A 20,761-nucleotide genomic window follows, 5' to 3' on the forward strand; every position below is an offset into this window, starting at 1 on the left:
GCGAATCCTGCACCGTGCACGAGCGACCGAAAGGGGAACCGTATGAGCCTTGATCTCTCCCGCGCTGAGATCGATCTGCCTGATCCGCTTGAGCGGGTCGAAGAAGCCCTCGAAACGGCTGGATGGCAGTACGACCGCGACGAGGACGGCACGATCCAGGCCGTGGCGGAAACCAAGTGGGGCGACATGGGCGCTCTGTTTGCCTATCGCCCTGATCCGTCGGCTATCCATTATTCGATGACGCTTGATGTGAAACCGGTGCCTGCGCGCCGCGCGGCGATTGCCGAACTCATCATGATGGCGAATGAACGCCTCTGGCTCGGCCATTTTGATTACTGGGCCGACGAAGGCGTCATCATTTTCCGCTACACATTCTCGATGCTCGACCGCGATGAAGTCTCGCCGGGCGAAGCGCGCGCCGCGATTGCGGCATCTATCAGCGCGGCGGACCGGTTCGTGCCTGCTTTCAATTTCCTGATCTGGGCTGGCAAGTCACCGCGCGAAGCGATCGAAGCCGTGATGTTCGAAACCCACGGCGAAGCCTGATACTGCCTCCACGGAGAATTGGAGAATGCCTGCACCGACCATTGCCCTGATCGGCGCCGGACGTATGGGCGCTGCCCTCGTGCGAGGCTGGCTGGCCGCCGGGACCAAATCCGAGATCATCATCGTCACACCGAGGCCATCGGATGAAGTGTCGGGCTGGGCCGCAGACGGCAAGGTCACGCTCAATCCGGAATCTGCGCCGGCTGATATCGTGGTCCTGTCGGTGAAACCGCAAGTCTTCGCGACCACCATCGCAGAAACGTCGCCCTTTATCGGGCCAGATACGCTCGTCGTGTCCGTCATGGCCGGGGTCCTGCTCAAGCAATTGGCGGCAAGCTTCGAGTCGACGCGCGTGGTGCGGGCCATGCCGAATACGCCAGGCGCCATCGGGCAGGGCGTTACCGTGATTACCGCGCCGCCGGGCGCTGATCCTGCCGACATCGATTTGGCAACCGAGTTGCTCCTGCCACTGGGTGGCGTGGAAGGCCCGATAGACGAGAAGCTTATCTCGGCGGCTGCGGGCGTATCGGGTTGCGGCCCGGCCTATGTCTTCCTGCTGGCCGAAGTCATGGCGATGGCAGGCGAAGCTGAAGGCCTGCCGGCCGACCTGTCGGCCCGCCTTGCCCGCAAGACGGTCATCGGCGCGGCTGCCCTAATGGAAGCCACCGGAGAGGCCCCGGACGCCCTACGTAAAGCAGTGACTTCACCCAACGGAGTCACCCAGGCCGCCCTTGACATCCTCATGGATGAAGGTGGGATGCCGGTCCTGATGAGAAAGGCCCTGTGCGCCGCTGCCAACCGCGAAAAGGACCTCTCTCGCCAAAAGGACTGACGCAGGAGAGGTCATGGCGCGAACGACAAGTATCATCGAGCAGGGACTGCTCGCCGCGCTCGATCTCGCCGCCACGAAGCCTTGGTCCGAACTCACGCTTGGCGAGATTGCGGCAAAGGCCGGGCTCACCCTCAATGATTTTCATGGCGTCGCAACGCGCGACACGCTGGCCGGTGCGGTCGACGCGCATTTCGACCGGGCCATGTCCGCCGAGGCCATTGCAACAGATGACCTGCCACGCGAACGCCTGTTTGAAGTCATCATGCTGCGCTTCGAGGCGATGGAAGATTATCGCGACGGACTGAAGTCGCTCCTGCGCTATCGTGAAACCCAGCCGTCGATCCTGTTGCGCCTGCCAGCGACTCGCGCTGCGTCGGCGCGCTGGGCGCTCGCGTCCGCGGGTCTAGATGATGACAGCGGCGCACCGCTCGGCCTGAAAGTGCTGGGCATCGCGTTCGTGATCGCCCGCACCGAGCGCGCCTGGCGCAAGGAAACCAGCGGCGACTTCGCGCTGACCATGGCCGCGCTCGACAAGTCGCTGCGCGCGGCCGAGGAGCGCATGGGCTGGGTGTCCCGCTTCACGGGAAAGTCCGCCACGCAACAACAAGAACCAGAACAAGAAAATGATGCACCGGAAAACGGTGCCACAGGGGAGTAGTATATATGGCCCGTCCGGGACTCGACGGTAACCCGCTGGAACTGACGCCAGCGTGGTTCAACAACCTGTTTGAAACCATCGGTATCGATGCCGACGTCAAAGGCCTGACGGCCAAGGCGATTGGCACCGGCCAGATCGGCGAGAATGTCCGCTTCGTGTTTGATTATTCCCGCAAGGGTGACGATGCGCCGGACACGCTGGTCGGCAAGTTTCCGTCTGGGAGCGAGGCCAGTCTCGCGACGGCTGCCATGCTTGGCCATTACTAGCGCGAAGTCATGTTCTACCGCACCTTTCCGAAAGTGGCAGGCAAGATCACCCCGGCGGCTTATTACACAGACTATGACGCGGCGACGAACCGGTTCGCCCTGATCATGGAAGACATGGCGCCCTCGGAACAGGGTGACCAGCTCAAGGGATGCTCGGTCGCCGAAGCCGAGTTGGCCTTGGCTTCGGCAGCGGTCCTGCACGCCGCATATTGGGGAGATGAGAGCCTTGATCAGCATGACTGGCTTCAGGGCTCTGAAACATCGCCGCCACCCGTATTGACGTCAGAACAGGTTGCCGGGCTGTGGACCGGGTTCAAGGCGCGTTATGCGGCGCAGTTGACGACAGACGTGATCGAGGTCGGCGATGCCTATTCGGCTGCGCTGCCGCGCTGGGGCGAAGTGCGGCCTGGCCCGTTCGCGCTGACGCACAATGATTTCCGGCTCGACAACATGCTGTTCGGCAAGCCCGGCGCACCGAAGCCGATTGCCCTGGTGGACTGGCAGACAGCTGCCAAAGGCGCCCCGGCCAATGATGTCGCCTATTTCATCGGGGCCGGGCTGACGCGCGAGGAGCGCCCGAAGCATGAGCAGGCATTGCTGCGTTACTATCATGAGCGCCTCACAGAGGCTGGCATCTCCAGCTACAGTTTCGAAGACCTGTACGATCATTATCGCTGGTATTCCTTCTATGGCATGTCGGTCGCCTTCGGCGCGGCCATGCTCGTGAAGCAGACTGAGCGCGGCGATGAGATGTTCCTCACCATGCTTCGCAGGCATGCCGCGCAGGCGCGCGACAATGATGCGCTGGTCCTTCTGACCTGAACTTTTTTTAATCCAATGTGCAGCGAATTCGGGTGGAATCGGTGATTTGTCCCGGTGCGGGACAGGTTTGCGAACATCCCCCTAACGCGCGGTGCGAAACTCACACGTCCGCTTATGCGTGAGCTTAAATCCGCTCGTGTACACCTGTTGCCAGAGGGTCCGAAGAAGTCGGGTCGTGGCATTACCGAAGCAGATGGTGTGTGGATATGGATACGCAGAACGCAAAACTGACGAGCGTCAAAGGCCCTGACGGGCAGATGCTCACCCTGGCAGACTTGCCATCGCCCGGCATTTCGCGCTGGGTTACGCGCCGCAAGGCAGAAGTCGTCGCAGCCGTTTCAGGTGGCCTGCTGTCGCGCTCAGCCGCGTGCGACCGTTACAACCTGACGGACGAGGAATTCGAAGGCTGGGAAAAGCTGTATTCCCGTCATGGCGTGAAGGGCCTGCGGACAACGCGGCTCCAGAAATACCGCCGCTAAGCTTTCGGTCTCCTGATTATCGAAGCTCCGCCCGTTAAAGACAAATTTACGGGCGGGCGGCTATCACCATGACTGGACTCCGGATAGCCGGGGAATTCAGGAGCGGTTGATGGCAGGCAGATCCAGCAAACTCAATCCCGGCGCGGGGCCCTCACCAAGGGCGCTCGCGCTGGCTGCGTTTGTAATCGCCCTTGGCCTTCTGGCCTGGCGCGGCAGCGCGCTGCTCACCTCCGACAATCCGCTTCCGGCGACAGCGACGCCGCTCGAGGCCTCCTTGATGAACATCATCGAGCCCGTCGCAGGCCCCGGCAATGCCCGCATTAGCGTCAACACGTCGGCGACTGGTGGACGCACCGTGCTCGTCCTGCTCGACGCTGAAGCAGGCGAACAGGCTTCGACCATCGAAAGTCTCGTGACTGCAGCGGCCCGTCTCGATGTCATGGCAGGCGACCTGTTCGTGATGCAGCAAGCTGTGTTTGCGAAAGGTGCGCCCGGGCGTCCCGACGCGGCGGCCTATGGCGAACTGTCCTTCCTCGCATTGCTCGCCGGCCTGCTCGGCTGGCTGGCTTTCGTGCCACGCGCTGAAATGGTCTTCGAAACCGTTGAAGAGGCGCCGCTCCGCGCCCTTGCGGGCGCCCCCGAGCGCACCCTTGCCCCGACTCCCATTCATCCTGTCAGGACGGCGCTGCCACCCAGCGATGCCGTTGAACTGGCCCGCAAGGATCCCGCCCGCGCGGCTGACATCCTGCGCGGATGGATGACCAACAGGACCGACGCAGCATGAGCGCGCTCGCCCTTGTCTCTGCAGGTGAAGGCCTGGCGCGGTCCGCGCGCCTGATGCGCGCCCTTGGGCCTGAGGCCGCTGGCATATGGGCCGAGCTCGACCCACACGAAGCCCGCGCCCTCACTGCCGCCATGGATGCCCTTGGCGACAGTATGGACGGGGAATCGGAAGCGGCGCGCAGTTTTGTCGAAGCGCACCGCCGTCTGCGTCCGGCTGCCGCCACGACCGGGTCAGTCTGGTCGCGCCTGTCGGCGATCGACACGGGAACGCTCGCCGCGCTGTTTGCCAACGAACATCCCCAGACGATCGCCTTTATCCTGTCGCAACTGAGCGGCAACGCCTCCGCGAGACTGCTACGCGCGCTCAATCCCCAGGTGGCGATCGACGCCATGCACCGCCTCCTGCACATCAACCAGGTTCACCCGGCGGCCTGCGCAAGCCTAGAATCGCTCATAGCAAAACGCCTCGACAGCATGGTCGGAGACGGCAACAGCAGTGGCCACGAGCGCGTCGCTCGCATCTTTGACGGTCTCGACAGCCGTTCGGAAAAGGTCTTCCTGGAAGCGCTCGAAAACGCCGAACCCGGCTCGGGCGAAAAAGTCCGCGCCCTCATGTTCACGTTTGACGATCTTGCTCGTCTTGATGCGGCCGGCCTGCAGACGCTGTTGTCGGCAGGTGCACGCGCGACGTTGGTTACCGCCTTGAAAGGCGCCTCCGAAAAAACGGCCGCGGCTTTCTTTGCCAACATGACACGGCGTGCCGGAGAGCTGCTGCGCGAAGAAATATCTGCCCAGGGCGGCACCCGCCGCAGCGAAGTGGACGCGGCGCGCCACGAGCTTGTCTCGCTGGCCCGCAAGCTGATCGAACAGGGCGACATTCGTGTCGGCAACCAGATCGAAGACGAGGACCTGGTGGAATGACGCAGCGCGCTGTCAAATCCTTGCAGCCGTTCGAATTCCGCAGTGATTTCACACTCGCGCCAGAACCCGAGCAACCGGCTCTGCCTACCGAAGGCCAGTTGACGCTGACCGGCCCGGAGCTCGCGCGCCTCCTGTCCGAAGCCCGCTCCGAGGGCCTTGCTGAAGCGGCCCGCCTCGAATCACTGCAGGCTGAAGAGCGGCTCCAGGCCGTGACGCACAGCCTTAACGACGCGCTCACCGACCTGGTGTCGCTCGCGCGGCACCTTGAAGCGGGTGCCTATGAAGGGCTCGATATCGCGGTTGCGCTTGACCTCATCAACGCCACCGCCCAGCGCATTGTCGACGGCCAGGGCGACCTGTTTGCCGAGCGTTAAGGATTTGACACGCACAGTCGCTACACTCTAGGCCTGCGGCAGCATTCAGGATCGATCAGTTCATGCAACCAGCCAACCCCGCCCTGCAAAAGTCACTGATGGACGTGCCTGTGCGTGTGGACATTGTCCTGGGCGAGGTGCGCATGCCGATTGAGGAACTGATGGCGCTGTCTCCCGGTGAGGTGGTCGCACTCGAGCGCCGCACCAATGAAACCATCGATATTTACGTTTCTGACCGCCTGATGGCGCGTGGACGCCTTGTCGTTGCGGACGGCCAGTTGGGTGTCACACTGTCCGAAATCGTCGATGAACGGGCGGCCGCCTAGGCTTTTCCAATAAATTCAGGTGCTTGGCGGTGTGCATCCCGGATGCACAGGTGCCATTCATGAATCTGCTGTCATATTAGTTAAATCCTAACGTCAAAAAGGAAGTTGTTAACCTTTTCGAGTGTTAACTGATCTTCGAAATGAACCGACTTGTCACGTGGTGAGGGCTGCGCGGGAAGGTCCAGATGTTTACGAGGATGCCGCCCACATGCGCATGAAGATGTTTGCAGCCGAGTCCTTCGAGGCCGCCAAGGCGATGATATTCGCCGAAATGGGCTCAGATGCTGTTATCCTTTCAGAACGTGAGATTGATGGCGGCGTGGAAGTGCGCGCGGCCACCGACAAGATGGGCGGAGGCATGGTGCCGAACGAGCCCCTGTTCCTGCGTGAGGCCCGCGGCAACAATCATGGTCGCGGCATCGAAAACCCTCTCTTCAGCCGGGTGCGCGACGCGCTGCTCTGGCATGGCGCTCCGCAGCGATTCGCTGACCGCGTCGCCGCTGAGAGCGCTGGCCGCTCCGGCATCCAGCATACCGACCCGGAAGATGCGATCGCCGAAGGCGTCTCGCGCCTCGTCGCCTGCGATCCGATTCTTCCACGCCTCGATCGCGACATCGTTCTCGTTGGCCCGCCAGGGCATGGCCGCACGGCAACGGCTGCAAAGCTGACCCGTCGCGCCGCAGTTGCGCGTGCTGAAATCATGCCCGTCGCCGCCGATCTTGACGGCACGGCTGGCGGACACCAGCTCGCCGCGTATCTCGAACTCGAGCAAGACCAGATCCGCGTTGCCCGGACGCCGGAGGATTTGTTCGGTACGCTGAGAGCACTGCGCAGTGAAAACCGCCGCTGCGTTATCGACCTGCCCGCCATCAACCCGTTTGACGATGATGACATGGCCAGCCTGCAGGACCTGATCGCCGTGATCCGTGCTGAGCCTGTGCTCGTCATGTCGGCCGAAGGGCATCCCGAAGACCAGGCCGAAGCCGCCAAGTCTTTTGCGCGGGCCGGCGTCAAACGCGCCATTCTGACCAAGCTGGACGTTGTCCGGCGTCGTGGCGGTGCGATTGCCGCGCTGTCTTCCGCCGGCATCGCCTTCTCGCATCTGGCCGTGACACCGTTCATCGGTGGCGGCCTCGTTCCGGCCGCGCCGTCGCGCTTGGCTGCCCTGTTAATGGAAGACGCCCCCGGCGATGTTATCGCCATGAAAGGAGCCGCGTAGCCCTATGAGTTTCATGCTTCGAAAATCTCAGGATCGTCCGCAAGCGCGTCCAACACCGCGCGTCGCCCCTGCTTCGGTCATCGCTGTTGCCAGTGGCAAGGGCGGGGTCGGAAAAACCTTCATGGCGATCACGCTCGCCAGTGCCTTTGCCCAGGCTGGCAAACGGACCTTGCTGGTCGATGGTGATCTTGGCCTCGCCAATGTCGACGTTCAGCTCGGCATTGCTCCGGAGACGGATCTCGCGGCCGTTGTGGCGGGCTGGGTCGAGCTTGACGACGCAGTGACGCCTGTTGATGGCGGCGCAGGCGGTGGCGGCTTTGACGTGCTTCCCGGACGCTCCGGTTCCGGTGCGCTCGCGGAATTGCCACCTGAAGAAGTCGCGCGTCTCGCTGCGGGACTTTCCGCGCTTGCGCTGCAATATGACCAGGTCGTGCTCGACCTTGGTGCCGGTATCGAAGCCAATTGCATGCGGCTGGCCCGTGCGGCCGACAAGGCATTGATGGTGATCACCGACGAACCGACGTCGATGACCGACGCCTATGCCTTCATCAAGGTCTTGCGCGGATACGCACCCAACGTTGAACCCGTGATTTGTATCAACCAGGCGGATACGCGCGCTGCAGGCCAGCGCACGTATGAAGCAATTGCGCGCGCCTGCCAGACTTTCCTCGGATTTCGTCCACACCTTGCCGGCATCGTCATGCGCGATCCGAAGGTGCGGGATGCCATCCGGTGTCAGAAGACGCTGATCTCCACAGACCAGCAAGCACAGCCGATCCAGGACGTGATCGCCATCTCTCAGATGCTGACAGGCAATGCCCACGCGGCAGAGCTTGGCTATTAATCAGTGTGAATAAATTGGAATAATTTGAGGCAGTGCCTACTCGCCGTTAACCTTAGTTAAAGAAACAGCCTGTAGGATTCACAAGGTTAAACAAAGCGACTAGGTTGGTCGCAAGAATGATTCGGGAGACGAGCCATGCGCGTCCTATTGATTGAAGACGATAGCGCTGTAGCGCGTTCCATCGAACTGATGCTGAAAGCCGCTGGCTTCAACATCTATACAACCGATCTCGGTGAAGAAGGCGTCGATCTCGGCAAGGTCTACGAGTACGACATGATCGTGCTCGACCTGTCATTGCCAGACATCTCCGGTTATGAAGTTCTCAAGCAGCTGCGCATGGGCCGTGTGAACACGCCTGTGATGATCCTGTCGGGCAACCCTGACATCGAAGCCAAGGTGAAAACACTGGGCTACGGCGCTGATGACTATCTCACCAAGCCATTCAACAAGGACGAACTGATCGCCCGTATTACGGCCATCGTCCGTCGTTCCAAGGGTCACGCGGAAAGCGTGATCCGTACCGGTGATATCCTGGTCAATCTCGATGCCAAGACGGTCGAAGTCGAGGACGAACGCGTCCACCTGACCGGCAAGGAATACCAGATGTTCGAGCTGCTGAGCCTGCGCAAGGGCACAACGCTCACCAAGGAAATGTTCCTGAACCATCTCTATGGCGGCATGGACGAACCTGAACTGAAGATCATCGACGTGTTTATCTGCAAGTTGCGCAAGAAACTGCAGCAGGCTTGCGGAAACCATTATATCGAAACGGTCTGGGGCCGTGGCTACGTGCTGCGTGATCCGCGCCCGAGCTCGAAAACGGCCGAGATCGAAGAAGCTGCTTAAAGCCCGGCGATTGACTGAATTCTAAAAAACCCGGCCTCAAGGCCGGGTTTTTTTGTGCCCGGCCCAGAGGTTTGATCTGGAACACATGAAAAGATTTCAAATTGCAGGTAAAGGCACCCAGTGTCTCGCAATATGAAATCGTCGCCATTACCTGCTCCCGGAGTTGGCGATTTTACAGACTGGGTAAGGATATGACGATCATCAAGCTTGGTGCCCTCTTCATTGCCGCGCTCGCGCTTGGCGGCTGCGTTACGCTGGTGCGCGGAGATGCTCCGGTCCTGGATCTGTCCCAACACGCCTATATCGCCGGGTTTGCGCCGGACGTGCGCATGTCCGGCTCGGACAATGCGGAATTCCTGGCGCGCACGGGGAGCACGATAGAGCGCCTGCAAGCCCGTCCCGGTGATGATGCCATCGACATTCTCGCGCTGTCGGGCGGCGGTGCCGGTGGCGCATTCGGTGCCGGCGCCATCGTCGGCCTGACCTATTCGGGCAAGCGGCCCGAGTTCGAAATCGTGACGGGTGTCAGCACGGGCGCCCTGATCGCGCCTTTCGCCTTTCTCGGTCCGGAATGGGACGACGAACTGACCGACGCCTATACAGGCGGCATGAGTGCCGGCATCATCGGCCGACCCGGTATCGGCACCATGTTCCGGGCCGGGGTGTTCGACGACGCATCACTGCGCAATCTTATCGATCATTTCGTCACCAGGGAACTTGTCGATGCCGTCGCGAAGGAAGCGACAGACGGGCGCATGCTGCTTGTCGCAACGACCAATCTTGATAGCGAGGAGACGGTGATCTGGGACCTTGGTGCCATCGCCCGTCGCGGCGGCGAACCGGCGCGAAAACTGTTCGTGAATGTGCTCGTCGCATCGTCCAGCGTGCCGGGGGTTTTCCCGCCGGTCATGTTCGATGTCGACGCGGCCAGCGGCACCTATCAGGAAATGCACGTGGACGGCGGCACGACGGTGCCTTTCTTTATCGCGCCTCATGCGGCTTTCGTTACCGATGAAAAAGTGGCCGCGCTGAAGGATGTGAACATCTACGTCATTATTAATGGCCAGCTCGGAACCCTGCCGCGGGCGACGCCGGTGAGTACGGTTCCGATTACGATGCGGGGCTTTTCCGTGGTGCTCATGCACATGGCGCGTACCGAATTGGCGCTGACCGCGTCCTTTGCATCGCAGCACGGCATGAAACTCAAATTTGCGAGTATTCCGGTGGCGATGCGCTTTGCCGGATCGCTCGATTTTGAAACCGCGAGCATGCGCAACCTGTTCAGTTTTGCGCAGGCCTGCGCGGCCAACGACCTTCTGTGGCTCGACGTCAAGGACGCGCTCGCCCAGGCCAGCGGAATGGACAGTTCCGGAACAGATTGCGGTAATGGCGCCTTGCCCCTGGAGCCAGCGTCTCAGATGGCGACGGAATAGCCGTCAGACGACGCGCACACCGGCTTTGGCAGCTTCCATGCGTCCGACCACAGCAGCGCCGGCGTGTCCGTGACTTGCGAATACGCCGAGCACCCGTTCAACCGCCTCGGGGGCACACGACACCAGCAGCCCACCGCTTGTCTGCGGATCGCAGAGCATGTCGAGTTCAGCGTCGGACAGCGCCCGCTCGAGACTGACAGACTCTTTCACCGAGTCCCAGTTGCGGCCCGAAGCGCCGGTTTTGACTCCCGCCTCGGCCAGGCGCCGCGCGCCTGCGAACACGGGCACCCGTCCCGCTTCAATCACACCGCCCACGCCGGCGCCTCGACACATCTCCGACAGGTGTCCGAGCAAGCCGAACCCCGTCACATCCGTCGCCGCGTGCACGCCTTCCATACCTGCCAGATCGCTGCCTGGCGTGTTGAGGCGCGTGGTCGAGGCGATCATCTCGGCATAGTCGGAATCCTCGATGATCCCGCGCTTCAGCGCTGCGCTGTAGATGCCAACACCGAGTGGTTTACCCAGGACCAAGACGTCACCAGCCTTCGCGCCGGAGTTGAGCAGCAGCTTGTCCGGGTGGACCAGACCCATCGCGACAAGACCGTAGATCGGCTCAGCGGCATCTATTGAATGTCCGCCTGCAATCGGTGCGCCTGCCGCTTCCGCTACAGATTGCCCGCCTGCGAGGATGGCCCGGATTGTCTCGTTCGAAATCTTGCCAATCGGCATGCCGACAATGGCCAGCGAGAAGATGGGTGTCGCCCCCATTGCAAACACGTCCGACAGGGCATTCGTCGCGGCGATGCGGCCGAAAGTGTGCGGGTCATCAACAATCGGCGTGAAGAAATCCGTCGTCGCCACCAGCGCCGTTGTATCATTCACGCGGTAGACTGCAGCGTCATCACTGGTCGCCGCATCGACAATCAGGTTTGCGCTTCCCAGCGCCAAAGGCATCTCGCTCAAGATGTCGGCCAGCACGTTGGGTGCGAGCTTGCAGCCGCATCCGCCACCATGGGCGAGGGAGGTCAGCGGCGGCTCTGTCTTCGTATGGGGCATGATGTGTCCTTGTCTGCCTGACGGGCTTAGCGCGCCCCCCTCTGGCGAGGCAATGAAAACCTGCTAAGCGTGCATGCAATGCCCTACCTTGAGACCGTTATTGACCTTGGCCCCGAAACCCTGTCGCGCTTCGATGCCATCATCGACGTGCGCTCGCCCGCAGAATTCGCGGACGACCACATGCCGGGTGCGATCAACCTGCCCGTACTGAGCAATGCCGAACGGGCGGTAGTCGGCACGATCTACAAGCAGGAGAGCCCGTTTCGGGCCAATCGGGTCGGCGGAGCCATCGTCGCACGAAACATTGCCGGCCATCTCGAAACCGCACTGGCCGATATGCCGCGTGGGTGGCGACCGCTGGTGTATTGCTGGCGCGGTGGCATGCGGTCGAACGCGATGGCGACGATCCTGTCATCGGTGGGCTGGCCGGTCGGTCTGGTCAAAGGCGGTTACAAGACCTGGCGGCGCGAAGTGGTTCAGGGGCTCGACTTGGACACGGCCCCCTTGCCCATTGTACTGATCGACGGTCCGACAGGCAGCGCCAAGACCGCCATCCTGCACGCGATCGCGGAGCAAGGTGGGCAGGTGATCGACCTTGAAGGCCTTGCCAATCATCGCGGCTCGGCCTTTGGCGGATTTGATAACCTGCCACAGCCGGCCCAGCGCCTGTTCGAGACCCAGATATGGGACCAGCTGCGCCAGTTTGACCTGTCGCGTTCGGTCTATGTCGAGGCCGAATCCGCGCGTGTGGGCGTTCGTCGTGTGCCCCGCCGACTGTGGCACGAGATGCTGGCTGCGCCGCGCATTGAGATCCACGTGCCCGCGTCGGTTCGCAGCGCGTTCCTCGTGTCGGCCTATGGCGACGCCGTCAGTGATCGCGACAGTGTTGCCCGGTCGCTGGACCTGCTCAAGCCGTTCCATTCGAAAGAGACGCTGGCCGAGTGGCAGGCGCTGGCAGATGCGGGCGACCACCGCAAACTCGCCGAGGTCCTGATGCTGGAACACTACGACCCGCTGTATGCGCGCAGCCGCAAGCGGCGCGAGGATAAGCCGGTTCTGGTGGTCCCGCTTGAAGGATTGTTGCCGGGTGACATTACCGGCGCCGCGAAAGCCATTCTCGAAAGGGCCTAGCGCCCGCGCGCCTGGTCCGTGCCCATCCGTGCGAGTTCGTCGGCGCGCTCGTTACCGGGGTCGCCGTCGTGTCCCTTGACCCATTTCCAAGTGATGTCATGGCGCTGGCAGGCTTCGTCGAGTGCCTGCCACAGGTCCTGATTCTTGACCGGCTTCTTGGCGGCGGTCTTCCAGCCGTTGCGCTTCCAGCCCTTGATCCATTTGGTCAGGCCATCCTTCACATAGGTGGAGTCGACATGGAGCGTGATTTTCGATGGCTGCTTGATTGCGTTGAGGGCCTCGATGGCCGCCATCATTTCCATGCGGTTATTGGTCGTCTGCTTGTCGCCGCCGAACAATTCCTTGCGATTGTCACCCGCGATGAGGAGCGCGCCCCAGCCGCCGGGCCCGGGATTGCCGCTGCAGGCGCCATCCGTCCAGATTTCGATCAGATCAGTCATGGGTGTCAGGTGATAGGCTTCGCTGGATGCGTCAAGACAGGTCAGAATACGCTGATGTCGACATCGCGCAGCTGCTCGGCAGGACGAACGATCGCATAGAACAGGAATCCACAACCGATGCCGGCCAGCGCGCCGACACTTGCCCCGGCCAGGAGCGCGCCCAGACACATCGCCAATCCGCCGCCCATGAAGCTAAAAAAGCCGGTTGTGACACCAACCAGAATGGCACCCCAAATCGCTCCCCAGCGCAGATAGGGGCGGCGCGCCGCGATTCCGCGATGCGGCATACGTCCGATCGACAGGCCAAGCGCCGCCCAGGCCGCCGGCACCGTGATCAGGAAGAGGAAGAAGTTCATGGCCGACAATTGCAGGCCCGTCATAACGCCGCCCGCAAAACTGGAATCAAACACGCTGACCCGGTCAAATCCGATGAAACTTTGTACCAGAAAAAAGAGCGCAAGACCGATCCCGCCGATCAGGGAGACGCCAAGGCAGGCGGCGAGCGCGCTCAGGAACAGGGCGAGCTTGATCCGCTTGATATGCGTCCGCCGCACGGGATCTGCATAGGCGGGTGTCATCGGGGCTGTGGGCTCTTGTGTCATGCTCGGCCCTGCTTCGCTCTTAGGCACCATATCCGGCGGCGCTGGTCACCTTGCGATGAAAGGCGAGGCGTCCGGCATATTCGAGGGGATTCTTGGGCTTTACGAGAGCGCTTTCGGGCGTGTCGGTCCAGTCGACGAGGCGGGTGAGGAAAAAGCGGAGGGCCGCGCCACGCGCCAGAACGGGCAGGGCGTCGCGTTCGGCGGTTTCCAGTGGACGCACGCTTTCATAACCGGCGATGAGGGCCGCGCCTTTGGAGAAATTGTATTGCAGGCCGGAGGAGTCGGTCGCCATGCCGTCCTCGAAGGCCCAGGCATTGAGGCAGACGGCGATGTCGTAGACGAGCGCGTCCGTGCAGGCGAAATAGAAGTCGATAGCACCCGAAAATTCGTCGCCCAGAAAGAAGGCATTGTCCGGGAACAGGTCCGCATGGATGGTCCCGCGGGGGAGCGGAAGGGCGTCAGGATCCGCCTGCGCGATATCTTCAAGGTCCGCGGCGATGAGCGCGGCCAGCCCGTCCTGCAACGCGTCTGCGCCCGCCTCACGGCCCGTCCAGAGGCGCGGCCATGATGCCGGACCCAGCGCATTTTCGCGCGTCATCGGGAAGTCGGAGAGGGCCAGGTGCATTCGGCCGAGGCCTTCGCCTAGACCGCGGCACTGGACGATATTGGGGCGACGGGGTGACAAGCCCTCAAGAAAGGAAATGATGACCGCCGGTCGGCCTTCCAGCATGCGCAGGGCGGTGGCGTCCTTGCCCATGATCGGCTCGGGGCAGGGATAGCCCTTGGCGGCCAAGTGCTGTTTCAGGCCGATGAAATAGGGCAGGTCGTCTGCCTTCACCCGCTTCTCGAACAGGGTCAGGATGTAGCGGCCCGTCGTAGTCTCGAGGTAATAGTTCGAGTTCTCCACGCCCTCGGCAATGCCCTTGAACGCCAGGGGCTTGCCGAGATCGTACTCTGCGAGGAACGCAGCCAGCGCCTCGTCGGAAACCTGCGTATAAACAGCCATGAGGCCGGATTAGCTGGCCTTGGCGAGCATGTCACGCACCAAGGTCTTGCCGGCCAGCAGGTAGTGAAGCGCTGCCCATGCATAGCCGCAGCTGAAGATCAGGATGGACCACTGCAGGCCTTTGGCGTTGGCGCTGGAGCAGGCGGCCAGTTCTTCGGCGTTCAGTTCCGCAACCGCCTTGCACGCATCCAGCGTCAGGCCGAGATCCGCCCCGGACAGGGCGACCGTCTTGAGGAAAGACGACAGGATGCCGATGACGGGGGGGCCGAGGCCATAGCCGAGCAGGTTGACCACGAACAGCGTGATCGCCACGGATGTCGCGCGCATCCGGCTGTCGACGACACCGCCGGCAACGGCGTACATCGGGCCGAGGTAGAAATAGTGGATCATTGCGGCGATCATCAGCGGCGGCATGGCCACCCACAGGCTGTCGACCGAGTAGCCGATCAGGTAGAATGGCACCGCGAACAACATGCCCAGCGCAGGAATCCACGACAATGCCGTCGGGTGACGCTTGGCCACCTTGTCGGCCAGGAAGCCGGAGGTGAACACGCCGACGGCCGCCATCAGTCCGAGAATAATGCCGAACAACAGGGCCGCCTGTTGAATTGTCAGGCCGTGCGTTCGGATCAGGAAGGATGTGGTGAACTGGCCGACACCATAGCCGACAAAGGAGGCGATCGTCGCACCGATCGTGATGTGCCAATAGGTGGGCTTGCTCAGAAGAACTTTGAAAGCCTCAGTAAAACCTGCCATCGCCATGCCTTGCAGGGCGACCGGATCGGAATGGCCGCGCGCCGGTTCCTTGACCGCCAGTTTGACGACCAGGGCAATCAGCAAGCCGGGAAGGCCGACCATGACAAAGGCGATGCGCCAGCCTTCGATCTGGCTCCAGTCCACGGCGTTGACCGCGAAGGTCCAGCCCCATGCGCGGAACAGTGCCTCGGCATTGTCGCCGGTGATATTGCCCGCAATGAAGCCACCAAAGATCGCGGCGAACATGCCACCGAGTGGCACGCCAAGCGCATAGATGGATACGGCAGTGGAGCGGTTGCGAGGATCATAATAGTCAGCGATCAGGGAATTGGCGGGCGGTGTGCAGCCGGCTTCACCAATGCTGACACCGACACGGAACAGGAACAGCATTAGGAACGAAGTCGCAAAGCCACAGAGCGCCGTCATCAGGCTCCAAAGGAACACGGCGCCTGCAATGATCCAGACGCGATTGTGGCGCTCGGAGAAACGCGCAATCGGAATGCCGAGGAACGTGTAGAGGACGGCGAAGGCCGGGCCGCCCAGAAGGCCCATCTGCCAGTCTTCAAGGCCGAACGATGCCTTGATCGGCTCGGTCAGAATATTGATGATCGTACGGTCGATGAAGTTGAAAACATAGACGATCAGCAGCGCGCCAAGAACGAAGGAGCGATAGCCCTTTGTGCCATAGCCGGAATTGGGCGCGACGATGTTTGCGGCGGGGGGCGAATGGCTCATTCAGGGTCACTCTCTCATACGATTTGGTTCGACGTCCGGAGGTCTTCAGGACGTGGCTTGTGTTGGATTGTACCGGTCGCGCATGTAGGTCCGGCTCGCCATGTAGTAACAACCTGCAGCGGCGAAGAACACGAGGACCGTGGCGGCCATGGACTGGCGTAGGCCATCACCATAGGCCTTGCACAGGGCGGGGCCAGCCTCGCCGAGTTCGAGCACCTTGGCGCCACACAGTTTCGGATCGAAGGTTGCCGCAAGATCGCCGTAACCAGACAGGCCGATTTCGCGTGCCATGAAGAAGTCGCTCATGGCACCCACAAAGAGGGGGCCGATGCCGTTACCGATCAGGCTGATGATCAGCAGAAGGACAGCGATAGTCGTTGCGCGCGAACGCGGGCTGACAATGCCGGTGCCGACAGAGTATTGCGCGCCGAGATAAGCATAGTGGCCAACGGCGGCGATTGCCCAGAGCACGAAGACTATGGTGAGTGACGAGCTGAAGAAGGCAAGAATATAGGCCGGGATGGCGAGCAGCAGTCCCACTGCCGGCAGCCAGGCCACAACAGCTGGAAACCGACCGGAGAGTTTCTCCGACATGAAGCCGCCGATGAACGTCCCAAAGGCCGCGAAGGCCGCAAGCGGTGCGCCGTACATGATGGCGGCTTCGCGCACGTCGATCCCGTGCACACGCTGGAGGAAGGGGGCCTGGAAGCTGATCAGGCCATACCCGACGAATGCAACCAGCGCGGCGCCCATGCCAAGCCACCAAAAGGTTGGCTTGACCCCGAATTCCTTGAACGCTTCGAAGAAGGGTGACTTGCGGGTCGGATCAGCGTCTGGCGGATCGGAATAGCCGCGTGGGGGTTCCTTGATGGTGAGCCAGAGGACCAGCGCGATGATGGCACCCGGTGCGCCGATGACGACAAAGGCGATGCGCCAGCCTTCGACCGTGGTCCAGTCCATGCCCGAGAACAGGAATCCGAGACCGATGGAATCGATCCATGCGCCAAAGTCTGCGCCCTGGATCGACGCAATCGTGCCGCCGAACAGCTGGGCCAGAACGCCGCCGAGCGTCACGCCCATGGAATAGATGCCGATGGCATTGGCGCGGCTTTTGGGTGGGTAATAGTCGGTGATGATGGAGTTGGCGGGCGGCGTGCAGCCAGCCTCGCCAATCGCAACACCGACCCGGAATATGAGGAGCCAGACAAAGGCCGTCGCCATGCCGCAAAGGGCGGTCATGATCGACCAGATGATAACGCAGACGGCGATCACCATCACGCGGTTGCTGCGGTCAGCCCACATCGCGATCGGGATGCCCATCAGGGCGTAGAACAGGGCAAATGGCGGACCCGACAGGAGGCCCCATTGGGTGTCAGTCAGGCTGAATGAGTTGATGATCGGCTGGGCAACGACGGAAATGAGCGTACGGTCGATGAAGTTCAGCGTGTAGATCAGCATGAGCGCGATCAATACGTACGAACGGTAGCCCTTGGTCCCAAAACCAGTGATTTGTCCGTTCGCAACGGTGTTACCCGCAGTGGTGTCGGTCATGCGCTGTCAGCCTCCCTGAAAGTGTCGCACTCTGACGGCGCGTTTTCGATTTCGACACGGTAGCGGCCTGCCGACCATCCGCAAGTCTTATCGCAACGTAACCATCAGATCAGGCCCGCCGTCCGGAAGCTCGTCACACCGCCGGTTCCGGCGATCAGATGGTCGTGAACCGTGATCTCCAAAGGGTCGAGTACATTGATGATCTCGCGGGTCATGTCGATATCTGCGCGCGAGGGCGTCGTGTCGCCGGAGGGATGATTGTGGACCAGGATCAGGCTGGATGCCTGGAGCTCAAGGGCGCGCCGAGCGATCTCGCGCGGATAGACAGGCGCATGGTCAACCGTGCCGTGCCCCAGCACTTCGTCAGCGATGAGTTGGTTCTTGCGGTCGAGGAACAAGACCCGGAACTGTTCCCGGCCTTCATGCTGCAATTCCGTGCGGACATAGGACATGAGCGCCGACCAGGATGAGATGGCGGGGCGTTTCCTTATCTCCTCACGGGATGCGCGCGACTGCAATTCGGCAATTGCCTTGAGATAGGCGGCGACCGTTTCACCGATGCCGTCGACTTTCACGAGATCAGCTGATGGCGCGGCCAGCACGCCCGACAGGCTGCCGAACCGTGTCATCAGCGCTTTGGCGATGGGCTTGACGTCTCGGCGGGGAATGAAGGCCATGAGGATGACTTCCATCACCTCATAATCTTCCAGCGCGCCGGCGCCGCGTTTGAGCAATTTGCCTCGCAGGCGTTCGCGATGGCCTTGCCAATGGGGTTTGGGATCCGGCTGGCTGTCGCCCCCCGGCATGGCCTATTGCTTGACCGTGTGGGGTGTGTGCAGGCCCTTGGGCGACTGGGTGAATATCTCGAACCCGGTCTCCGTCACGCCAATCGAGTGCTCGAACTGGGCCGACAATTGACGGTCCCGTGTCACGGCAGTCCAGCCATCCGGCAGGATGGCCGCATCCTTGCGGCCGATATTCAGCATCGGTTCGACGGTGAAGAACATGCCGGGCTTCAGTTCCGGGCCCGTGCCATAGGCGGACGAATGAACAACATTCGGCTCGTCATGGAAAAGGCGGCCCAGGCCGTGCCCGCAGAAATCCTCAACGACCGACATCCGGTTGAGATGGGCGATTTCGGAGATGGCACCCCCAATGTCGCCGAAACGCGCGCCGGGCTTCACGGCGTTGATGCCAGCCATCATGGCTTCGTAGGTAACGTCCATCAGGCGTTCGGCTTTCCGCTTCACACCGCCGGCGGTATACATGCGCGAATGGTCACCATGCCAGCCATCGAGAATGCAGGTCACATCGATATTGGCGATGTCGCCTTCCTTCAGCGGTTTCGCGCCAGGAATGCCGTGGCAGATCACATGGTTCACAGAGATGCAGGAGGCGTGGCGGTAGCCGCGATAGCCGATCGTTGCCGACTCGGCGCCGTGATCGAGGACGAACTCGCGCACGAGATCGTCGAGATGCTTCGTGGTGACGCCCGGTTTGACCTCGCCGACCAGCATATCGAGGCATTCGGCCACCAGACGCCCCGCCTTGCGCATGCCTTCAAAACCTTCCGCATCGTGGATGCGGATTTCGCCAGTGCGCATGGGCAGGAGAGCTGTTGTATCGTTCATGGATCGTGCTTTCAGATATCTGTTTCCTTATGTGGCAGATTGTGACCGAAATTTCCACCTTTCATGGCGGTTTCAGTCTGATCGCGGTCAAATCAGAGAAGCCTTACCCGAGGTTTGGCTTGCAGGCGGGCGTCATCTCACTAACCATACGCGCAAAATCAGTGCGGGAGAGAAAGTCATGACCTTGGCAACACGTTTTGTATCGGCTGCGCTCAGCCTCGGTTTTGCCGGGCTTCTCAGTCTCGGGGCCTGTACCAGCGCACCGGCGGTCGAGCCCGCCAGCGCATCATCCCTGACCGCACCCAGCGGTTTCACACCGGAAGGAATCGCTGCGCTGGAAGCCGCGATGGCGAATGAAGTTACGCTTGGCCATGTCAAAGGCATTGCCACGCGCCTTGTGCAGCATGGTGAAATCGTCAGCGATATGCAGGCGGGCGTGCGCCGCGTCGAGGACAGTGCACCCATCGCCGAGGACACGATCTATCGCATCTATTCCATGTCGAAGCCGATTACCGGCGTCGCGCTGTTGATGCTGTACGAGGAAGGCGCGTTCACGCTGGACGATCCCGTGACGAAGTTCGTGCCTGAATTCACCAACCTGAAAGTGATGACCGGTGTCGACGACGCGGGCGCGCCGCTCCTGACCGATCCGGACCATATTCCCACGATGCGGGAAGTGATGACGCATACCGCCGGATTTGCCTATGGCCTGTTCGGAGACGACGTGGCGAACAGCATGTTCCGGGACCAGGCGATCATGCAGTCACCGGATCTCGATACGTTCATCGACAAGGTGGCGGACGTGCCGCTGCTGTTCCAGCCTGGAACAAAATGGTCCTACAGCGCATCGGTCGATGTGCAGGGCTATGTCATCCAGAGAATCTCGGGCATGCGGTTCGGCGAGTTCCTCGACACGCGCCTGCTTTCACCGCTCGGCATGACGGATACGGGCTTTTACGTCCCGGCCGACGACCTTGACCGCTTCAGCGATGCCTTCGGCTATGTTCCGGACAAACCTGAACTCGGTCTCGTGAAATATGACCGGCCGACGGTGCAGTTCCGCAAGGAAACGATCGGGATGGAGTCCGGCGGCGGCGGCCTCGTCGGCACGATGGATGACTATACGCGGTTCTGCCAGATGCTGCTGAACGGCGGTGAACTGGACGGCGTGCGTATTCTGAAGCCCGAGACGGTGGATCTGATGCGCACCAATATGTTGCCAGACGGTGCCAAGCTGTTCTCCGATGGTGCCCAGCAAAACCTCAAGACCGATGGTCTCGGGTTTGGGCTCAATGTCGGTTTGGTCCTCGACCCTGAAGCATCTGAGATGGCGCAAGGCGCCGGTTCATATTTCTGGGGCGGGGCAGCAGGCACATGGTTCTGGATCGACCCGGAGAACGATCTTTTCTTCATCGGAATGATCCAGCGCTTTAGCTGGAACGGGCCGGAAGTGGATTTTCGCCGGAATTCAGCGAGCCTGGTTTATGACGCGCTTGCGGAATAG

The 20,761-nt window shown here is 61.5% G+C and carries 24 protein-coding genes; 16 read left to right on the forward strand and 8 right to left on the reverse strand.

Going from position 1 to position 20,761, the window contains the following annotated elements; all coding sequences use genetic code 11:
* Positions 1-42 precede the first annotated feature (42 nt).
* The 14 genes from AADA04_RS02940 (at position 43) to AADA04_RS03005 (ending at position 10,349) form a co-directional block, all read left to right on the forward strand.
* Positions 43-546, forward strand: coding sequence for a YbjN domain-containing protein (locus AADA04_RS02940; RefSeq protein WP_340691739.1), 504 nt, complete (start codon positions 43-45; stop codon positions 544-546).
* A 25-nt stretch (positions 547-571) separates the two neighbouring features.
* Entirely contained in the window at positions 572-1,378 is an 807-nt protein-coding gene (gene proC / locus AADA04_RS02945; protein WP_340691740.1) for a pyrroline-5-carboxylate reductase, read from the forward strand.
* A gap of 13 nt (positions 1,379-1,391) precedes the next feature.
* Positions 1,392-2,036, forward strand: coding sequence for a hypothetical protein (locus AADA04_RS02950; protein ID WP_340691741.1), 645 nt, complete (start codon positions 1,392-1,394; stop codon positions 2,034-2,036).
* 5 nt (positions 2,037-2,041) lie between these two features.
* Positions 2,042-2,302, forward strand: coding sequence for a hypothetical protein (locus AADA04_RS02955; protein WP_340691742.1), 261 nt, complete (start codon positions 2,042-2,044; stop codon positions 2,300-2,302).
* 9 nt (positions 2,303-2,311) lie between these two features.
* Positions 2,312-3,124, forward strand: coding sequence for a phosphotransferase (locus tag AADA04_RS02960; RefSeq protein WP_340691743.1), 813 nt, complete (start codon positions 2,312-2,314; stop codon positions 3,122-3,124).
* Between the two features lie 206 nt (positions 3,125-3,330).
* Positions 3,331-3,603, forward strand: a complete 273-nt coding sequence (locus AADA04_RS02965; protein ID WP_340691744.1) for a DUF1153 domain-containing protein — start codon at positions 3,331-3,333, stop codon at positions 3,601-3,603.
* 109 nt (positions 3,604-3,712) lie between these two features.
* Positions 3,713-4,387, forward strand: a complete 675-nt coding sequence (locus tag AADA04_RS02970; RefSeq protein ID WP_340691745.1) for a hypothetical protein — start codon at positions 3,713-3,715, stop codon at positions 4,385-4,387.
* On the forward strand, positions 4,384-5,307 hold the full coding sequence (locus AADA04_RS02975; RefSeq protein WP_340691746.1) for a FliG C-terminal domain-containing protein: 924 nt from the start codon (positions 4,384-4,386) through the stop codon (positions 5,305-5,307). The genes AADA04_RS02970 and AADA04_RS02975 overlap by 4 nt, the downstream gene beginning before the upstream one ends.
* Positions 5,304-5,681 (forward strand): hypothetical protein, encoded by a 378-nt coding sequence (locus tag AADA04_RS02980; protein WP_340691747.1) that lies wholly within the window; start codon positions 5,304-5,306, stop codon positions 5,679-5,681. The genes AADA04_RS02975 and AADA04_RS02980 overlap by 4 nt, the downstream gene beginning before the upstream one ends.
* A gap of 62 nt (positions 5,682-5,743) precedes the next feature.
* Complete coding sequence (fliN, locus tag AADA04_RS02985) at positions 5,744-6,007, forward strand: flagellar motor switch protein FliN (protein WP_340691748.1); 264 nt, start codon at positions 5,744-5,746, stop codon at positions 6,005-6,007.
* A gap of 208 nt (positions 6,008-6,215) precedes the next feature.
* Positions 6,216-7,226, forward strand: coding sequence for a flagellar biosynthesis protein FlhF-like protein (locus AADA04_RS02990; protein WP_340691749.1), 1,011 nt, complete (start codon positions 6,216-6,218; stop codon positions 7,224-7,226).
* 4 nt (positions 7,227-7,230) lie between these two features.
* A complete protein-coding gene (locus AADA04_RS02995; RefSeq protein ID WP_340691750.1) occupies positions 7,231-8,070 on the forward strand; it encodes an AAA family ATPase in 840 nt (279 codons plus the stop codon).
* A 135-nt stretch (positions 8,071-8,205) separates the two neighbouring features.
* Positions 8,206-8,916 (forward strand): response regulator transcription factor, encoded by a 711-nt coding sequence (locus AADA04_RS03000; protein WP_340691751.1) that lies wholly within the window; start codon positions 8,206-8,208, stop codon positions 8,914-8,916.
* Positions 8,917-9,107: 191 nt separating this feature from the next.
* Positions 9,108-10,349: a patatin-like phospholipase family protein gene (locus AADA04_RS03005; RefSeq protein WP_340691752.1), complete on the forward strand. Its 1,242-nt coding sequence runs from the start codon at positions 9,108-9,110 to the stop codon at positions 10,347-10,349.
* Between the two features lie 3 nt (positions 10,350-10,352).
* Here the strand turns inward: AADA04_RS03005 and selD are convergent, their stop codons facing one another.
* Entirely contained in the window at positions 10,353-11,405 is a 1,053-nt protein-coding gene (selD, locus tag AADA04_RS03010) for a selenide, water dikinase SelD (RefSeq protein WP_340691753.1), read from the reverse strand.
* Between the two features lie 78 nt (positions 11,406-11,483).
* Here selD and mnmH point away from each other — a divergent pair, with 78 nt between their 5' ends.
* On the forward strand, positions 11,484-12,536 hold the full coding sequence (mnmH, locus tag AADA04_RS03015) for a tRNA 2-selenouridine(34) synthase MnmH (RefSeq protein WP_340691754.1): 1,053 nt from the start codon (positions 11,484-11,486) through the stop codon (positions 12,534-12,536).
* Here mnmH and rnhA read toward each other — a convergent pair.
* From rnhA to map, 7 genes are all read right to left on the reverse strand, one after another.
* Entirely contained in the window at positions 12,533-12,976 is a 444-nt protein-coding gene (rnhA, locus tag AADA04_RS03020) for a ribonuclease HI (protein ID WP_340691755.1), read from the reverse strand. The two genes, mnmH and rnhA, sit on opposite strands and share 4 nt — an antisense overlap.
* Positions 12,977-13,017: 41 nt before the next feature.
* Positions 13,018-13,578 (reverse strand): hypothetical protein, encoded by a 561-nt coding sequence (locus AADA04_RS03025; protein WP_340691756.1) that lies wholly within the window; start codon positions 13,576-13,578, stop codon positions 13,018-13,020.
* A gap of 19 nt (positions 13,579-13,597) precedes the next feature.
* Positions 13,598-14,584: a homoserine kinase gene (locus tag AADA04_RS03030; protein WP_340691757.1), complete on the reverse strand. Its 987-nt coding sequence runs from the start codon at positions 14,582-14,584 to the stop codon at positions 13,598-13,600.
* 9 nt (positions 14,585-14,593) lie between these two features.
* Positions 14,594-16,075, reverse strand: coding sequence for an MFS transporter (locus AADA04_RS03035; RefSeq protein WP_340691758.1), 1,482 nt, complete (start codon positions 16,073-16,075; stop codon positions 14,594-14,596).
* A gap of 45 nt (positions 16,076-16,120) precedes the next feature.
* Complete coding sequence (locus AADA04_RS03040; protein ID WP_340691759.1) at positions 16,121-17,626, reverse strand: MFS transporter; 1,506 nt, start codon at positions 17,624-17,626, stop codon at positions 16,121-16,123.
* A gap of 104 nt (positions 17,627-17,730) precedes the next feature.
* Positions 17,731-18,432 (reverse strand): DNA repair protein RadC, encoded by a 702-nt coding sequence (gene radC, locus AADA04_RS03045; protein ID WP_340691760.1) that lies wholly within the window; start codon positions 18,430-18,432, stop codon positions 17,731-17,733.
* 3 nt (positions 18,433-18,435) lie between these two features.
* A complete protein-coding gene (gene map, locus AADA04_RS03050) occupies positions 18,436-19,257 on the reverse strand; it encodes a type I methionyl aminopeptidase (RefSeq protein WP_340691761.1) in 822 nt (273 codons plus the stop codon).
* Between the two features lie 178 nt (positions 19,258-19,435).
* Here map and AADA04_RS03055 point away from each other — a divergent pair, with 178 nt between their 5' ends.
* Entirely contained in the window at positions 19,436-20,761 is a 1,326-nt protein-coding gene (locus AADA04_RS03055; RefSeq protein WP_340691762.1) for a serine hydrolase domain-containing protein, read from the forward strand.

This window comes from Hyphomonas sp., from assembly GCF_037969335.1.
In the GTDB taxonomy this organism is placed as follows: domain Bacteria; phylum Pseudomonadota; class Alphaproteobacteria; order Caulobacterales; family Hyphomonadaceae; genus Hyphomonas.

What these genes read in the sequence shown, in the direction of transcription:
- AADA04_RS02940 (WP_340691739.1), top strand. Translation starts at nt 43, where the DNA reads ATGAGCCTTGATCTCTCCCGCGCTGAGATCGATCTGCCTGATCCGCTT.
- proC (WP_340691740.1), top strand. Translation starts at nt 572, where the DNA reads ATGCCTGCACCGACCATTGCCCTGATCGGCGCCGGACGTATGGGCGCT.
- AADA04_RS02950 (WP_340691741.1), top strand. Translation starts at nt 1,392, where the DNA reads ATGGCGCGAACGACAAGTATCATCGAGCAGGGACTGCTCGCCGCGCTC.
- AADA04_RS02955 (WP_340691742.1), top strand. Translation starts at nt 2,042, where the DNA reads ATGGCCCGTCCGGGACTCGACGGTAACCCGCTGGAACTGACGCCAGCG.
- AADA04_RS02960 (WP_340691743.1), top strand. Translation starts at nt 2,312, where the DNA reads ATGTTCTACCGCACCTTTCCGAAAGTGGCAGGCAAGATCACCCCGGCG.
- AADA04_RS02965 (WP_340691744.1), top strand. Translation starts at nt 3,331, where the DNA reads ATGGATACGCAGAACGCAAAACTGACGAGCGTCAAAGGCCCTGACGGG.
- AADA04_RS02970 (WP_340691745.1), top strand. Translation starts at nt 3,713, where the DNA reads ATGGCAGGCAGATCCAGCAAACTCAATCCCGGCGCGGGGCCCTCACCA.
- AADA04_RS02975 (WP_340691746.1), top strand. Translation starts at nt 4,384, where the DNA reads ATGAGCGCGCTCGCCCTTGTCTCTGCAGGTGAAGGCCTGGCGCGGTCC.
- AADA04_RS02980 (WP_340691747.1), top strand. Translation starts at nt 5,304, where the DNA reads ATGACGCAGCGCGCTGTCAAATCCTTGCAGCCGTTCGAATTCCGCAGT.
- fliN (WP_340691748.1), top strand. Translation starts at nt 5,744, where the DNA reads ATGCAACCAGCCAACCCCGCCCTGCAAAAGTCACTGATGGACGTGCCT.
- AADA04_RS02990 (WP_340691749.1), top strand. Translation starts at nt 6,216, where the DNA reads ATGCGCATGAAGATGTTTGCAGCCGAGTCCTTCGAGGCCGCCAAGGCG.
- AADA04_RS02995 (WP_340691750.1), top strand. Translation starts at nt 7,231, where the DNA reads ATGAGTTTCATGCTTCGAAAATCTCAGGATCGTCCGCAAGCGCGTCCA.
- AADA04_RS03000 (WP_340691751.1), top strand. Translation starts at nt 8,206, where the DNA reads ATGCGCGTCCTATTGATTGAAGACGATAGCGCTGTAGCGCGTTCCATC.
- AADA04_RS03005 (WP_340691752.1), top strand. Translation starts at nt 9,108, where the DNA reads ATGACGATCATCAAGCTTGGTGCCCTCTTCATTGCCGCGCTCGCGCTT.
- selD (WP_340691753.1), bottom strand. Translation starts at nt 11,405, where the DNA reads ATGCCCCATACGAAGACAGAGCCGCCGCTGACCTCCCTCGCCCATGGT.
- mnmH (WP_340691754.1), top strand. Translation starts at nt 11,484, where the DNA reads ATGCCCTACCTTGAGACCGTTATTGACCTTGGCCCCGAAACCCTGTCG.
- rnhA (WP_340691755.1), bottom strand. Translation starts at nt 12,976, where the DNA reads ATGACTGATCTGATCGAAATCTGGACGGATGGCGCCTGCAGCGGCAAT.
- AADA04_RS03025 (WP_340691756.1), bottom strand. Translation starts at nt 13,578, where the DNA reads ATGACACAAGAGCCCACAGCCCCGATGACACCCGCCTATGCAGATCCC.
- AADA04_RS03030 (WP_340691757.1), bottom strand. Translation starts at nt 14,584, where the DNA reads ATGGCTGTTTATACGCAGGTTTCCGACGAGGCGCTGGCTGCGTTCCTC.
- AADA04_RS03035 (WP_340691758.1), bottom strand. Translation starts at nt 16,075, where the DNA reads ATGAGCCATTCGCCCCCCGCCGCAAACATCGTCGCGCCCAATTCCGGC.
- AADA04_RS03040 (WP_340691759.1), bottom strand. Translation starts at nt 17,626, where the DNA reads ATGACCGACACCACTGCGGGTAACACCGTTGCGAACGGACAAATCACT.
- radC (WP_340691760.1), bottom strand. Translation starts at nt 18,432, where the DNA reads ATGCCGGGGGGCGACAGCCAGCCGGATCCCAAACCCCATTGGCAAGGC.
- map (WP_340691761.1), bottom strand. Translation starts at nt 19,257, where the DNA reads ATGAACGATACAACAGCTCTCCTGCCCATGCGCACTGGCGAAATCCGC.
- AADA04_RS03055 (WP_340691762.1), top strand. Translation starts at nt 19,436, where the DNA reads ATGACCTTGGCAACACGTTTTGTATCGGCTGCGCTCAGCCTCGGTTTT.